This is a genomic window from Actinospica durhamensis (genome assembly GCF_018139695.1).
Taxonomy (GTDB): domain Bacteria; phylum Actinomycetota; class Actinomycetes; order Streptomycetales; family Catenulisporaceae; genus Actinospica; species Actinospica durhamensis.
The window spans coordinates 1-13,408 of sequence record NZ_JAGSOG010000244.1 but is presented as its reverse complement, the minus strand read 5'-3'; the positions used below and the strand labels follow the sequence as shown (position 1 = coordinate 13,408).

10 protein-coding genes and 1 pseudogene are annotated in these 13,408 nt (G+C 70.9%); 6 read left to right on the top strand and 5 right to left on the bottom strand.

The window, feature by feature from the left end; all coding sequences use genetic code 11:
• Positions 1 to 146: 146 nt before the first annotated feature.
• The 3 genes from KDL01_RS32090 (at position 147) to KDL01_RS32080 (ending at position 4,087) form a co-directional block, all read left to right on the top strand.
• Positions 147 to 2,477 (top strand): S53 family peptidase, encoded by a 2,331-nt coding sequence (locus KDL01_RS32090; protein ID WP_212532422.1) that lies wholly within the window; start codon positions 147 to 149, stop codon positions 2,475 to 2,477.
• 182 nt (positions 2,478 to 2,659) lie between these two features.
• Complete coding sequence (locus KDL01_RS32085) at positions 2,660 to 3,394, top strand: AIM24 family protein (protein ID WP_212532421.1); 735 nt, start codon at positions 2,660 to 2,662, stop codon at positions 3,392 to 3,394.
• Between the two features lie 12 nt (positions 3,395 to 3,406).
• The gene (locus KDL01_RS32080) at positions 3,407 to 4,087 is read left to right on the top strand and encodes a hypothetical protein (protein ID WP_212532420.1); all 681 of its coding nucleotides are present in this window, start codon (positions 3,407 to 3,409) and stop codon (positions 4,085 to 4,087) included.
• Positions 4,088 to 4,186: 99 nt separating this feature from the next.
• Here KDL01_RS32080 and KDL01_RS32075 read toward each other — a convergent pair whose 3' ends face one another.
• On the bottom strand, positions 4,187 to 4,411 hold the full coding sequence (locus KDL01_RS32075) for a hypothetical protein (RefSeq protein ID WP_212532419.1): 225 nt from the start codon (positions 4,409 to 4,411) through the stop codon (positions 4,187 to 4,189).
• A gap of 171 nt (positions 4,412 to 4,582) precedes the next feature.
• Entirely contained in the window at positions 4,583 to 5,134 is a 552-nt protein-coding gene (locus KDL01_RS32070; protein WP_212532418.1) for a MarR family winged helix-turn-helix transcriptional regulator, read from the bottom strand.
• A gap of 96 nt (positions 5,135 to 5,230) precedes the next feature.
• On the opposite strand from KDL01_RS32070, the gene KDL01_RS32065 reads away from it, so the two are divergent.
• The 3 genes and pseudogenes from KDL01_RS32065 to KDL01_RS46150 all read left to right on the top strand — a co-directional run bounded on the left by KDL01_RS32065 (position 5,231) and on the right by KDL01_RS46150 (position 7,273).
• Positions 5,231 to 5,866: an NAD(P)H-dependent oxidoreductase gene (locus KDL01_RS32065; protein ID WP_212532417.1), complete on the top strand. Its 636-nt coding sequence runs from the start codon at positions 5,231 to 5,233 to the stop codon at positions 5,864 to 5,866.
• An 89-nt stretch (positions 5,867 to 5,955) separates the two neighbouring features.
• A complete protein-coding gene (locus KDL01_RS32060) occupies positions 5,956 to 6,648 on the top strand; it encodes a DUF6058 family natural product biosynthesis protein (RefSeq protein WP_212532416.1) in 693 nt (230 codons plus the stop codon).
• A pseudogene (locus KDL01_RS46150) lies at positions 6,588 to 7,273 on the top strand (GNAT family N-acetyltransferase). The gene KDL01_RS32060 and the pseudogene KDL01_RS46150 overlap by 61 nt, the downstream one beginning before the upstream one ends.
• Here KDL01_RS46150 and KDL01_RS32050 read toward each other — a convergent pair.
• From KDL01_RS32050 to KDL01_RS32040, 3 genes are all read right to left on the bottom strand, one after another.
• The gene (locus KDL01_RS32050) at positions 7,249 to 9,378 is read right to left on the bottom strand and encodes a transglycosylase domain-containing protein (protein WP_212532414.1); all 2,130 of its coding nucleotides are present in this window, start codon (positions 9,376 to 9,378) and stop codon (positions 7,249 to 7,251) included. The pseudogene KDL01_RS46150 and the gene KDL01_RS32050 overlap by 25 nt on opposite strands.
• Before the next feature lie 196 nt (positions 9,379 to 9,574).
• Positions 9,575 to 11,611: an ABC transporter ATP-binding protein gene (locus KDL01_RS32045; RefSeq protein ID WP_212532413.1), complete on the bottom strand. Its 2,037-nt coding sequence runs from the start codon at positions 11,609 to 11,611 to the stop codon at positions 9,575 to 9,577.
• Entirely contained in the window at positions 11,608 to 13,344 is a 1,737-nt protein-coding gene (locus KDL01_RS32040) for an ABC transporter ATP-binding protein (RefSeq protein WP_212532423.1), read from the bottom strand. The genes KDL01_RS32045 and KDL01_RS32040 overlap by 4 nt, the downstream gene beginning before the upstream one ends.
• Positions 13,345 to 13,408 lie beyond the last annotated feature (64 nt).

Below are 13,408 nucleotides of genomic sequence, written 5' to 3'. Positions count from 1 at the left end.
CTTCATGGCCGGCGGCGCACCGCGCGCGCAGTGGGCGGAGACGGCGGTGGACTTGGTCCTGGCCGGTCTCCGCCCGTAGCCGCGCTGTGGGTTGATCGCGGGGTGATGCGGGGCGTCCGCACCCACTGAAGAGGGGAACACACCGCGTGAGCATCAGTGATCGACTGCGCACCTTAGCGCGCCTGACCACGGCCGTGGCCCTGGGGAGCGCGATCTCCCTCGGCGGCGCCGCCGCGGCCCACGCCGCGACCGCACCGGCCCTGGCCGGTTCGGCGCACGCCTCGCAGCCCGCCTTGACGGCCGCGAACTCCGGCTCCACCCACGTGTGCTCCGACGCCGCCGTCGTCGGAAAGCTCTCCTGCCAGGCGCTCAAGCGCGACGGGGTCAGTCCCGTCGCCGCCGCCGCCTCGCCGGACGCGATCCCGTCGGGCGTCGGCTACGGGCCGTCCCAGCTGCAGTCGGCCTACAACCTGACCTCGGCCTCCGCCGCGGACGGCTCCGGGCGCACCGTCGCCATCGTCGACGCCTACAACGACCCGACGGCGGCCAGCGACCTGGCCGCCTACCGCTCGGCCGCCGGACTGCCCACCGTGCCGAGCTTCAAGGTGGTCAACCAGAACGGCGCGACCTCGCCCCTGCCGTCCACGGCCCCGTCCTCGGACGACTGGACGCTGGAGGAGTCGCTGGACGTGGACATGGCCTCGGCCGTGTGCCCGCTGTGCAACATCGTCCTGGTCGAGGCCAACGACGACACCAGTGACGGCCTGTACGTCGCCGAGAACACCGCGGCGAGCCTGGCCGGCTACGTCTCGAACTCGTGGGGCGGCACCGAGGCGTCCACGGACACCACGCTCGACTCCGAGTACTTCAGCCACTCCGGCGTCGTGATCACCGCGTCCGCGGGCGACTCCGACTACGGCGTGATCTACCCGGCGACCTCGCCGAACGTGGTCTCGGTCGGCGGCACCTCGCTCAGCACGTCCTCGAACTCGCGCGGCTGGACCGAGTCGGTCTGGAACACCACGACGGGTTCCGAGGGCACGGGTTCGGGCTGCTCGGCCTATGAGCCGCAGCCGAGCTGGCAGACCGCGCTGGGCCTGACCGGCTGCTCGGAGCGCATCGACAACGACGTCGCCGCGGACGCCGACCCGGCCACCGGCGTCGCCGTCTACGACACCACCAACGGCAACGGCGGATGGAACGAGGTCGGCGGCACCAGCGCCTCGTCCCCGATGCTGGCCGCGATGTACGCCCTCGGGGGCAGCGCCGGCACCACCCCGGCGCAGGACATCTACACCCACACCGCGAACTTCTACGACGTCACCAGCGGCAAGGACGCCTCGTCCTGCAGCCCGGCGTACCTGTGCACCGCGGAGACCGGCTACGACGGCCCGACCGGCATCGGCACGCCGGACGGTATCACCGGCCTGACCACCGGCACGACGACCACGAACACGGTCACCGTGACGAATCCGGGCTCTCAGACCGGCACCGTCGGCACCGCGGCGTCCCTGCAGATCAGCGCGAGTGACTCGGCCTCCGGCCAGACGCTGACCTACAGCGCGACCGGGCTGCCGGCCGGGCTCTCGATCAGCACCAGCGGCCTGATCTCCGGCACGCCCACCACCTCGGGCAGCAACACGGTGACCGTCACGGCGAAGGACACCACCGGCGCGTCCGGCACGGCGAGCTTCACCTGGACGATCAACGCCGCGACGGGCAACACCGTCACCGTCACCAACCCCGGCTCGAAGACCGGCACGGTCGGCACCGCGGCGTCCCTGCAGATCAGCGCGAGTGACTCGGCCTCCGGCCAGACGCTGACCTACAGCGCGACCGGGCTGCCGGCCGGGCTCTCGATCAGCACCAGCGGCCTGATCTCCGGCACGCCGACCACGGCCGCCACCTACTCGGTGACCGTCACGGCGAAGGACACCACCGGCGCGTCCGGCTCGGCGACCTTCACCTGGACGATCAGCGCGGCCTCCGGCGGCGGCTGCACCGCCGCGCAGCTGATCGGCAACCCGGGCTTCGAGACCGGCGCGATCAGCCCGTGGACGGCGACCTCGGGCGTGCTCAACAACGACACGGTCGACGAGCCGGCCCACTCCGGCAGCTGGGACGCGTGGCTGGACGGCTACGGCACCACCCACACCGACACCCTCGCGCAGAAGGTCACCATCCCCTCCACCTGCACCACGGCGACCTTCTCGTTCTGGCTGCACATCGACACCGCGGAGACCACGACCACCACGGCCTACGACACGCTCAAGGTCCAGGTGCTCAACTCCAGCGGTACCGTCCTGGGCACGCTGGCGACGTTCTCGAACCTCAACCACATCACCGGGTACGCCCAGCACTCCTACAGCCTGGCCTCGTACATCGGCCAGACCGTGACGCTGAAGTTCACCGGGGCCGAGGACTCCTCGCTGCAGACCTCGTTCGTGATCGACGACAACGCGTTGAACGTCGACTGACGCACGGCCCGCGGTAAGCGCCACCAGTAGACATTCCAAGCACAGCGCGAGGGCCGTCTCCCCGGATCCGCGGGGAGGCGGCCCCCGCCGCGTGCGGCGCCTCGTCCCGCCGCCGCGTCCTCTCGGCGAATCCTTACCGTGATTGCGCACTCGAATCCGCGCCTGTGGGTAAGCTCCGAGTCATGCAGGCCACTGTGAAGGGCACCACGCTGCCCGTCCTCGAAGTCGCCCTCAACCAGGGTGAATCGGTCATCTCCACCCACGGAGAACTGTCGTGGATGTCGCCCAACATCGCGGTCTCGCAGACCACAGGCAGCGGCGGCTTCGGCGGGGGCGGCGGGTTCCTCGCCGGAGTCAAGCGCGCACTCGGCGGCGGCAGCTTTTTCCAGACCCAGTACCTGAACCAGGGCGGCGGCTCCGGCATCGTCGCGTTCGCCACCAAGGTGCCCGGCCAGATCCTGCCGGTCCGCATCGGCCCCGGCTCCGGCATGCTGGTGCACCGGCACGGCTTCCTGTGCGGCACCCCGGGCGTCACCGCGACGGCGGCCCCGGTCGCGGGCCTCGGCGCGGGCCTGTGGGGCGGTGAGGGCTTCATCCTGCAGAAGCTGCACGGCCAGGGGGAGGCGTGGATCGAGCTGTCCGGCGAGGTGACCACCTACCAGCTCGCCCCCGGCCAGACGCTGCTGGTGCACCCGGGCCACGTGGGCCTGTTCCAGGAGAGCGTCAGCTTCCAGATCACCCGGTTCAAGGGCGTGCGCAACATCCTGTTCGGCGACAACGGCTTCCACCTCGTCGCGCTGACCGGCCCCGGCGAGATCTGGCTGCAGTCGATGCCGCTGCCGCTGCTCGCCCACGCCATCGCGCCCTACCTGCCCCAGCCCGCGCAGGGTGACCGCGGCTTCCAGGTCCGGCTGTAGGGCAACCGCGGCATGCTGACAAGGGGCGAAGGCGTGGAGCTCTCCCCCGCCGAGATCGAGGCCCTCGACGCAAGGTGGGCGAACCACTGGACCCCGAGCGAGGCCGCGGAGCACCTGGCCGGGGTGGCCGCGCCGTGGTGCGTGGCGGCCGGGTGGGCGCTCGATCTCTTCCGGGGCAGGGGCACGCCGCGGCGGCAGTCGCGCCCGCACGGCGATCTGGAGATCGCGATCCCGGCCGAGGCGTTCCCCGAGATCCGCGACCGCCTGGTCCGCGACCGTTTCCCCGACTACGTCTTCGACACCGTCGACAGCGGCCGCCTGTGGGAGGACGCCGCCGACGAGGTGATCGCGGCCACGCACCAGACCTGGCTGCGCGACCCGTCCACCGGTGACTACGTACTCGACGTGTTCCGCGAGCCGCACGAGGGCGACACCTGGGTCTTCCGCCACAATCCGTCGATCCGCCTGCCCTACCGCGATCTCATCCGCACCTCGGAAGACGGCATCCCGTACCTGGCGCCGGAATTCGTCCTGCTGTTCAAGGCCAAGCACGCGCGCCCGAAGGACCAGGTGGACTTCGACGCGACGCTCCCGCACCTGAGCCCGGCCCAACGCGAGACCCTCGCCGACCTGCTCGCGCGCACGTATCCGGAGCACGCATGGCTGGAGCGGCTCGCGTACGTGGCATCGTAATCAATCGCAGGACCCGCATGCCGGCGGCCGAGAACCTCGAGGGTGGGGAGCGGTTCGACGCCGCATACCGGACCCGCGCCGCCGCGACTACGACTCGTTTTACCTCCGAGCCCTCAGACGTCCGCCACTGCGGTTCTCCGCGGCGGCATGCCACCAGGGCGGCGGGGAGGCTCCGGTCACCACGGCCGTCGGCTGGTCGGGGTGCAGGCCGAGGCGGCGCAGGGCCTCGGCGTCCAGGCGGATGATGAACGAGCCGTGCCAGTGGCCGTCGGGCCGCCTGCCGCAGACGAGGTCGTAGCGGACCTCGCCGGCTTCGAAGGGCATCCAGTCGATGCCTCGATCCCGCAGTCAGGCGCGTACGAAGGCCATCGGCGACAGGCAGCCGGGCAGGTTCTCATAGGACGCCAGGACGATCCAGTCAGACTTCGATGACTCCATGCGTCCCATCATGCCGAGCGGCGCCGGCGGCTGTCTCCTGCTTTCCGGGCGCCCGTGTCACGCCCTGCGGACGGACGCGTCGAGCGACTCGTTCACCGCCGCCAGGACGCGGATCGCAGTGCGCTGATCGTCGGGGTCGAGGTCGGGCAGCTCGGTGGCGCGCGCCCGCTTGAACGCGTCGTCGCCCCGGCGCACCAGGGCCGTGCCCGCGGCGGTGAGCGCGACGGAGTTCTCCCGGCGGGTGCGGGCGGAGACCTCGACCGTCATCCACCCGGCGTTGACCGCGCCGTCGATCTGGCGGCTGACCGTGCCCTTGGTCAGGCCCAGCCGGTCCGCGATCGCCTGCTGGCTCAGCGGACCCGGATGCGCGTCGACCACGCTCAGGACGAGGAACTGGGCGAGGGAGATGCCCAGTTCCCGCTGGAACAGCGCTTCTCCGCTGCGGTCGAACAGGCCGGCGACGCGGCGCACCAGGTACCAGAGCGTGGCCAGGTCGTCCGGCAGACCCGGCAGCGCGCCCGCCGCGGTGCCCGGCAGCGCGCCCGCTTCTTCCGCGTGCGTGTCCGACGGTGCGGCGTCCGAGCGTGCGGCGTCCGAGCGTGCGTCCATGCCCCCAGGATACCCGCGCGTTTGACGAGCAACCGTTGCTCGTGCAACTGTTGTGTAGGCAACAGACGTTCGCTCAACGAGTCCAAGGAGTCCGCCGTGCGCGTCCTGCTCGTCCTCGACCACCCCTACACGCTCGCCTCCGCCCGCAACATCCCGCACCAGCGCAGTTTCACCGCGGCCGTGGCCGCCGCGGCCATGCGCGGGGCCGGCGCGGCGGGCCACGAGGTCGACCTGATCGACCTCGCCGCGGACCGCTTCCAGCCCGCGATGACCCGCGAGGACCTCGCCGCCTGGCGCCAGGCCGACGTGGTCGACCCCCAGGTCCGCGACTACCAGAGCCGCCTGCTCGCGGCCGAGCACCTCGTCTTCGCGTTTCCGGTCTGGTGGGAGGCGATGCCGGCCGCCACCAAGGGTTTCCTCGACCGGGTGCTGACCAAGGGCGTGGTGTTCGACGAGGTGTCGGGCGCCAAGGGCAACCCCTTCCGCAACCTGATGCCGCACCTCGGCGGCGTCACCGTGCTGTCGATCATGACCACGCCCGACAAGGCCTACCGCTGGTGGTTCCGCGATCCGCTGACGAAGATCCTGTTCAAGGGCACCTTCGCCAAGATCGGTATACGCAACCTGACGTGGGTCAACTACGACAGCGTGACGCGGCGCGAGGCCGCCGACCGCGACCGGATGCTGCGCGAGACCGAGTCCCGCTTCGCCGGCCTCAAGCCACGCGCGTAGCCCGCCCGCTCGGCCTTGTGCCATGGCGGTCGAGGGTGGGGAGCAAATCGCCGTGACGGGTGTCAGCGCCCTGTGGAACGATCTCGAACATGCCCTACCCCACGACGTTCCCTCCGGCCGCCGCCGATCAGAGCGCGACCGATCTGGCCGCCCGGCCCTGCCCGCGCCTGAGCGGCCCGCGCGAACTCGCACGCCGGCTCGCCGAACTCGACGAGCGCTACATCCGCGGCCAGTTCGTCGCGCTCGACGAACTGGCCGCGCCGCGAGACGGCGGGGCGCGGGCCGCGCGCGAGCTGATAGCCCAGGGGCGGCTGCCGCAGCCCGCCTACCGGCTCGATGACGGCTCCGACATGGTCGCCGCCGACTTCTTCGCCCCGCTCGACGCCGCGGGCGGCGTGGACGCCCTGCCGGAGTGGTTCCGCAAGGGCTACCTCGCGGCAGCTGAGAGATTCGGGCTGCCTGACGGCCCTGCGGAAGCCGACGAACAGTGGGCCGAGTACCTCTCCGGCGGATACGGGGTGTGCCTGCGGGAAGTCACGCCGGCGTCGATAGCCGAGAAGGCGCGGCACATCACCACGATCGAGCGCCTGCTGCTCGACCCCCGACCCGCCGACCCGTCCTGGGCCGAACAGCTGCGGGTCGCAGTGGACTCACTGGCCGCGATCGAGCTGCCCGGCTCGCCCCTGGACCCGCCACGGTGGGGCGGACCGATGTCGCCGCAATGGTACGGGGCCTATCTGCGCGGATACTTCCCGCAGGTGTTCGGAGAGGATTCCCGATGACGAACGTCTTCCCGGATACCCAGCTGCGGTCCGGCCGGCTGCTGCTGCGCCCGTTCACCGCCGCCGACGTGCACGACACGCAGGCGAGCTGCGCCGACGAGCTCACCCAGCGCTGGCTGCCGTTGCCGCAGCCCTACACGCTCGAGAACGCCGAGGCCTGGTGCACCCGCGTCGCCCACGCGTTGCGCGCCAACGGCGACGGGATCCACTTCGCCGTCACCGACCTGGTGGGTGGGCGGCTGCTGGGCACGATCGGACTGAAGAAGACCGACTGGCGCGCCCGGATTAGCGAGGTGGGTACTGGATATCGCCTTGGGCGCGCGGCAGCGGCGTCGCCGCCGAGGCGACCGCGGTCGTGGCCCGATGGCTGCTGGCCGAGCAGCACTTCGAGCGGCTCGAACTGCGTGCCGCCGTGGAGAACGTCGCGTCGTGCAAGACCGCGGTCCGGGCCGGGTTCCAGCGCGAGGGTGTGCTGCGCAACGCGGGATTCGTGCACAGCGGGCGCATCGACGTCGTCGTCTTCTCCCGGATACGCGGCGACCTGGATCCCGCGGCGGACCCGGGTGAATCAGAGGCCGCACACGCCTCGGCCGGCGCCGCTCAGCCGCTGGGCACCGGCGGGTAGCCGTAGGGCTGGGTGAAGTCCTCCACGGGCTGGCCCTGCAGGGCGCCCTCCATCGCCTGCTGCCAGGTGGGCGCGGAGATGGTGGCGCCGAAGATCTGCTGGTCCCAGTAGTGGCCGCCGATGCTCATGTAGCCGAGGAAGTCGCCGGCCTTGGGGCTGACGAAGCCGGTCCACACGGCCGTGGCGAGCTGCGGGGTGAAGCCGTCGAACCAGGTGGCGATGGACTGGGTGGTGGTGCCGGTCTTGCCGGCGGCGGGGCGGCCGATGCCGAGGCCGTCGGCGGTGGCGCCCGGGACGGTCAGCACGCCGCGGAGCATCGCGGTCAGCTCGTTGGCCACGTTGGCGTCGAGGACCTGGGCGCACTGCCTGTTCTGGGCCGGGTACTGCTTGCCGGACAGGTCCCGCACGTCCGCGATCACGTACGGGCGGCAGTACTCGCCGTGCGCGGCCAGGGTGGCGTAGGCGGCGGCCATCTCGATCGGGGTGATCAGGTTCGTGCCGAGGGTGAAGGACGGGAACTGGCCCAGCGGCTTGCCGGTGCCGGTGTCGTTGTCCAGGGTCACGCCCATGGCCTGGGCGATGGTGGCGGGCAGGCACAGGCCGGTCTCGGTCTCCAGCGTCAGGAAGTAGGTGTTGACGGAGAACCAGTACGCCTCGGGGAGCGTGCCGGTGAAGCCGGCGTCGTTGTCGTTGTTGGGCATGTAGCTGCCGGGCCAGGTGATGGTGGGGCGGGCGCCGTCGACGCACACGGGCACGCGGTTGCCGGTCTCGACCAGCGGGCTCGGCACGCTCATCACGGTGTCCGGGTTCCAGCCGTCCTCGAGCGCGGCGAGGCCTTCGAAGATCTTGAACGAGGAGCCCGCCTGGTAGCCCTCGCCCCCGCCGTGTCCGGTGTCCGCGGCGAGGTCGACGTAGGTCTGCCCGGCGCCGGAGCCCATCGGCTTGGACTGGGCGATGGCGGTGATGGCGCCGCTGCCGGGGACGACCATGGCCAGGGCGGTGGCCACCTTGTCGGTGGCGTGGGTGTGGTCGTTCACGGCCCGCTGTGCGGCGTACTGGTCCTGCGGCACGAGCGTGGTCTTGATGACGAGGCCGCCCTGGTTCCACAGGTTCTCCCTGGCCTGCACGGTCGCGCCGTACGCCGGGTCCTGGATGAAGGAGTTGTAGACGTAGGTGCAGAAGAACGCCTTCGAGCCGGCCGCGATACAGCCGTTCTCCTGGTCGCCCGGCTTCAGGTTCAGCGGCTGCGCCTCGTCGGCCTGCGCCTGCTTCTCGGTGAGGTAGCCCTGCTTGGCCATGTCCTCGAGCACGACGTTGCGCCGGGCCCAGGCGACGCCGGCGTGGTTGAACGGGTCGTCCGCGGTGGGGCTGTTGACCACGGCGGCGAGCAGCGCGGCCTGGTCGGCGTCGAGCTTGGCCGCGGTGGTGTCGAAGTACGTCTCGGCGGCGGTCTCCACGCCGAAGGAGTCGTTGCCGAACGGGATCAGGTTGAGGTAGCCCTGGAGCAGCTGGCTCCGGCTCATCTGCTGGAGCACGGAGGTGGCGTAGCGCAGTTCCTGGAGCTTGCGGGTGAGCGTGTCGGCCTGCGCGGCGGCAAGCGCGGTCTCGTTGGTCCCGGCCTCGAGCTCGAGCGAGTTCTTGATGTACTGCTGCGCGATGTCCGAGCCGCCCTGCAGGCTCCCGCTGCCCTGCTCGTTGTTCACCAGGGCCCTGATCGTGCCCTTCCAGTCGATCCCGCCGTGCTGGTAGAAGCGCTGGTCCTCGATGGCGACGATCGCGTGCTGCATCAGGATATTGATCTGGGACAGCGGGACCACGACCCGGTTGCTCTCGTTGTCCGGGTCCCAGGTGGTGGCCATCACCTCGCCGGCCGCGTCCTCGACCGCGTTGCGCTGCGGCATGTTCGGGGCCTGGAAGTCGGCGGAGAGGTTCAGGAAGTGGTCGGAGGCGGCCTTGGCCGACAGCCCGACGGCGGCCACCGCGGGCAGCGCCATCCCGGCCACCAGGGCGCCGCCGAGTGCGCTGATCACCACGAAGGCGATCAGGCCCGCGACGAACTTACCCAGACTCCTGATAACGCCTCGGACCCCGCCCGGCCTCGCCATGCGCACAGCGTAATCCGGGGCGGGGCGCGAGGCGAGGGTGTTGGGAGAAGACTCCTGAGATTCTCGTCGGGTCGTCCGAACAGGCGCGGGCGCGGCGGGGGCGCGCGCGGGCGATCCGGTGCCGGGGCGGGGTGGAACGCCTCCGGCGCGGCGCCGCGGGAGGACCGCGGGGCCGCGCCGGAGGGGAGCTCGGCGGTCAGTCGACCTCGGCCACCGCCGAGGCGAACTGGGCCTCGTACAGCCGGGAGTACGCACCCTGGCTCTCCAGCAGCGACTCGTGCGTGCCCTGCTCCACGATCCGGCCCTGCTCCATCACCAGGATCAGGTCGGCGTCGCGGATGGTGGAGAGGCGGTGCGCGATGACGAAGCTGGTGCGGCCCTCGCGCAGCGAGTTCATCGCGCGCTGGATGAGCACCTCGGTGCGGGTGTCCACGGAGCTGGTCGCCTCGTCCAGGATGAGGATGGCCGGCTCGGCCAGGAACGCGCGCGCGATGGTGATCAGCTGCCGCTCGCCCGCCGAGACCGAGGAGGCCTCGTCGTCCAGGACGGTGTCGTAGCCCTCGGGCAGGGTGCGCACGAACCGGTCCACGTGGGTGGCCTGGGCCGCGGCCACGATCCGCTCGATCGAGGCGTTCGGCACGCCGTAGGCGATGTTCTCGGCGATGGTGCCGCCGAACAGCCAGGCGTCCTGGAGCACCATGCCGGTGCGCGAGCGCAGGTCCTCCCGGGTCATCCGGGCTATGTCCACCCCGTCCAGGGTGATCCGGCCCTCGTCGATCTCGTAGAACCGCATCAGCAGGTTGACGAGGGTGGTCTTGCCCGCGCCGGTCGGGCCGACGATGGCCACGGTCTGGCCGGGCTTGACCGACAGGGACAGGTCCTGGATCAGCGGGGTCTCGGCCTTGTAGCGGAACGAGACGTTCTCGAACTCGACCTGGCCGCGCACCTGCTCCACGGTCGGGGCGTCGACCTCGTCCGGGGACTGCTCGGGCGCGTCGAGCAGGGCGTAGACCCGCTCGGCCGAGGCCACCGCGGACTGCAGCAGGTTCGACATGCTGGCCACCTGGGTGACCGGCTGGGTGAAGCTGCGCGAGTACTGCACGAACGCCTGCACGTCGCCCAGGGAGAGCGAGCCCGAGGCCACCTTGAGCGCGCCGACCACGGCGATGAAGACGTAGTTCAGGTTGCCGATGAACATCATCGCGGGCTGGATGCAGCCGGAGATGAACTGGGCCCGGAACGAGGCCTGGTAGAGCGTCTCGTTCTGCGCGTCGAACTCGTCGATCGCCTCCTGCTGGCGGCCGAAGACCTTCACCAGGGTGTGGCCGGTGTACTGCTCCTCGATGTGGCCGTTGAGCCGGCCGGTGGTGCCCCACTGCTTGACGAACTCGGGCTGGGCCTTCTTGCCGATGCGGGCGGCCAGCACCACCGAGAGCGGGATCGTCACCAGCGCCAGCAGCGCGAGCTCCCAGGAGATGTAGAACATCATGGTGAGCACGCCGACGATGGTCATCAGCGACATGGCGATCTGGCTGAGCGTCTGCTGCAGCGTCTGGGACAGGTTGTCCATGTCGTTGGTGACGCGGGAGAGGATCTCGCCGCGCGGCTGGCCGTCGAAGTAGCTCAGCGGCAGCCGGGCGAGCTTGGCCTGGGCGTCCTGGCGCATCCGGTAGACGGCGCGCTGCACCAGCGAGGTGGTGATCCGGCCCTGGCTGGCCAGCACGATCGCGGAGCAGAAGTAGATCAGCGCCACCAGGCCCAGCGTGCGGCCGATGGCGTCGAAGTCCATCCCGATGCCGGGGATGAAGTCCACGCCGTTGAGCATGTCCCGCACGCCGGCCGGCAGCCGGGGGCTGGAGAGCACCTGCGCGCGGGAGAGCCCGGCGAAGGCCTTGGTCTTCTCGCCGGCCACGCCCGCCAGGATCTGGTTGGTGGCGTTGCCGAGGATCTTCGGACCCAGGACGTTGAGGGTGACGCCGATCGCGGTCAGGAACAGGGCGAAGAGCATCAGCGGGCGCTCGGGGCTCATGGTGGCCAGCAGCCGCTTGCTCGAGCCCTTGAAGTCGAGTGCCTTCTCGGTGGACTGCCCGGCCATGAAGGCGCCGGGGCCGCGGCGCGAGCCGGGCGCCGGGCCGGGGCCGCGCTGGGGCACGACGCGCTCGACGCCGTCGGCCTTGGCCTCCTGCGGTCCGGTCCCGCCGGACGGACGGGAGTCTTCGGGGGCGTTGCTCATGCCAGGGCCTCCTGCTCCGTCAGCTGGGAGAGGACGATCTCCCGGTAGGTCTCGTTGCTCTCCATCAGCTGCGCGTGCCGGCCGGTGCCGACCACGCGGCCCTCGTCGAGCACGACGATGGTGTCGGCGTGCCGGATGGTGCTCACCCGCTGCGCCACGATCAGCACGGTCGCGTCCTCGGTCTCGCGGGCCAGGGCGGCGCGCAGCCGCGCGTCGGTGGCGTAGTCGAGGGCGGAGAACGAGTCGTCGAACAGGTACACGGCCGGCCGGCGCACCAGGGCCCGGGCGATGGCCAGGCGCTGGCGCTGGCCGCCGGAGACGTTGGTGCCGCCCTGGGCGATCGGGGCGTCGAGCCCCTCCGGTATGGCCTCGACGAAGTCGCGGCCCTGGGCGATCTCGAGGGCGCGCCAGAGCTCTTCGTCGGTGGCGTCCGGGTTGCCGTAGCGCAGGTTGCTCGCGACGGTGCCGGTGAACAGGTACGGGCGCTGCGGCACGTAGCCGACGGCCTTGCTGAGCGTGACCGGGTCGAGTTCGCGCACGTCCACGCCGTCGACCAGGACCGCGCCGCCGGTGACGTCCATCAGCCGCGGGATGAGCGAGAGCAGCGTGGTCTTGCCGGCGCCGGTGGAGCCGATGATGGCGGTGACCTCGCCGGGGCGGGCCTGCACGGAGATCTCGCGCAGCACGGGCTGCTCGGCGCCGGGGTAGGCGAACTCCACCGCGCGCAGCTCGAGCGAGCCGGCCAGGGTCTGCACCTCGGCCGGGGCGGCGGGCGGAACCACGCTGGTCTCGGTGCTGAGCACCTCGTGGATGCGCTCGGCGCTGACCGCGGCGCGCGGGACCATCATGAAGGTGAAGACGGTCATCATCACCGACATCAGGATCTGCATCAGATAGCTGAGGAACGCGGTGAGCGCGCCGACCTGCATCCGGCCGTCGTCGATCAGGTGGCCGCCGAACCAGAGCACGGCGACGCTGGAGATGTTCATCACCAGCATCACCGAGGGGAACATCAGCGACATCAGCTTGCCGGCGCCGAGGGAGACGGCGAGCAGCTGCCCGCTGGCGTCCTCGAAGCGCTCGCGCTCGCGGCCGTCGCGCACGAACGCGCGCACCACGCGCACGCCGCTGATCTGCTCGCGCAGCACCCGGTTGATCACGTCCAGCTTGCCCTGGGTGGCCCGGAACAGCGGGACCATGCGCGAGATGATCAGCGCGAGCACGCCCGCGAGCACCGGCATGATGACCACGAGCAGCCCGGAGAGGGCGACGTTCTGGTTCAGCGCCATGATCACGCCGCCGACCATCATGATCGGCGCGGAGACGGTCATCACGAAGAACATCAGTACCAGCATCTGCACCTGCTGCACGTCGTTCGTGCTGCGGGTGATCAGCGACGGGGTGCCTATCTGGCCGACCTCGCGGGCCGAGTAGCTCTGCACCTGGCGGAACTGGGCCGAGCGCAGGTCCCGGCCGACCGACATGGCGGTGCGGGCGGCGAAGTAGACCGCGCAGATCTGACAGGCGATCTGGCCGAGCGTGATGGCCAGCATGGTGCCGCCGGTGCGCCAGATGTACCCGGAGTTCCCACTGAGCACGCCGTTGTCGATGATGTCGGCGTTGAGCGTGGGCAGGTAGAGCGCCGCGAGGGTGGCCAGGAACTGCAGGCACACCACCAACGCGATCGGTTTGCGGTACGGGCGCAGGAACTCGCGCAGCAGTTTGATCAGCACTGCGTCCTCCCGGGGGCGGGCTGGTCGGTGGGCGGGCGGTGGAGCCTCGAGCGCGCGGCGGAGG

What these genes read in the sequence shown, in the direction of transcription:
- KDL01_RS32085 (WP_212532421.1), top strand. Translation starts at nt 2,660, where the DNA reads ATGCAGGCCACTGTGAAGGGCACCACGCTGCCCGTCCTCGAAGTCGCC.
- KDL01_RS32080 (WP_212532420.1), top strand. Translation starts at nt 3,407, where the DNA reads ATGCTGACAAGGGGCGAAGGCGTGGAGCTCTCCCCCGCCGAGATCGAG.
- KDL01_RS32075 (WP_212532419.1), bottom strand. Translation starts at nt 4,411, where the DNA reads ATGCCCTTCGAAGCCGGCGAGGTCCGCTACGACCTCGTCTGCGGCAGG.
- KDL01_RS32070 (WP_212532418.1), bottom strand. Translation starts at nt 5,134, where the DNA reads ATGGACGCACGCTCGGACGCCGCACGCTCGGACGCCGCACCGTCGGAC.
- KDL01_RS32060 (WP_212532416.1), top strand. Translation starts at nt 5,956, where the DNA reads ATGCCCTACCCCACGACGTTCCCTCCGGCCGCCGCCGATCAGAGCGCG.
- KDL01_RS32050 (WP_212532414.1), bottom strand. Translation starts at nt 9,378, where the DNA reads ATGGCGAGGCCGGGCGGGGTCCGAGGCGTTATCAGGAGTCTGGGTAAG.
- KDL01_RS32045 (WP_212532413.1), bottom strand. Translation starts at nt 11,611, where the DNA reads ATGAGCAACGCCCCCGAAGACTCCCGTCCGTCCGGCGGGACCGGACCG.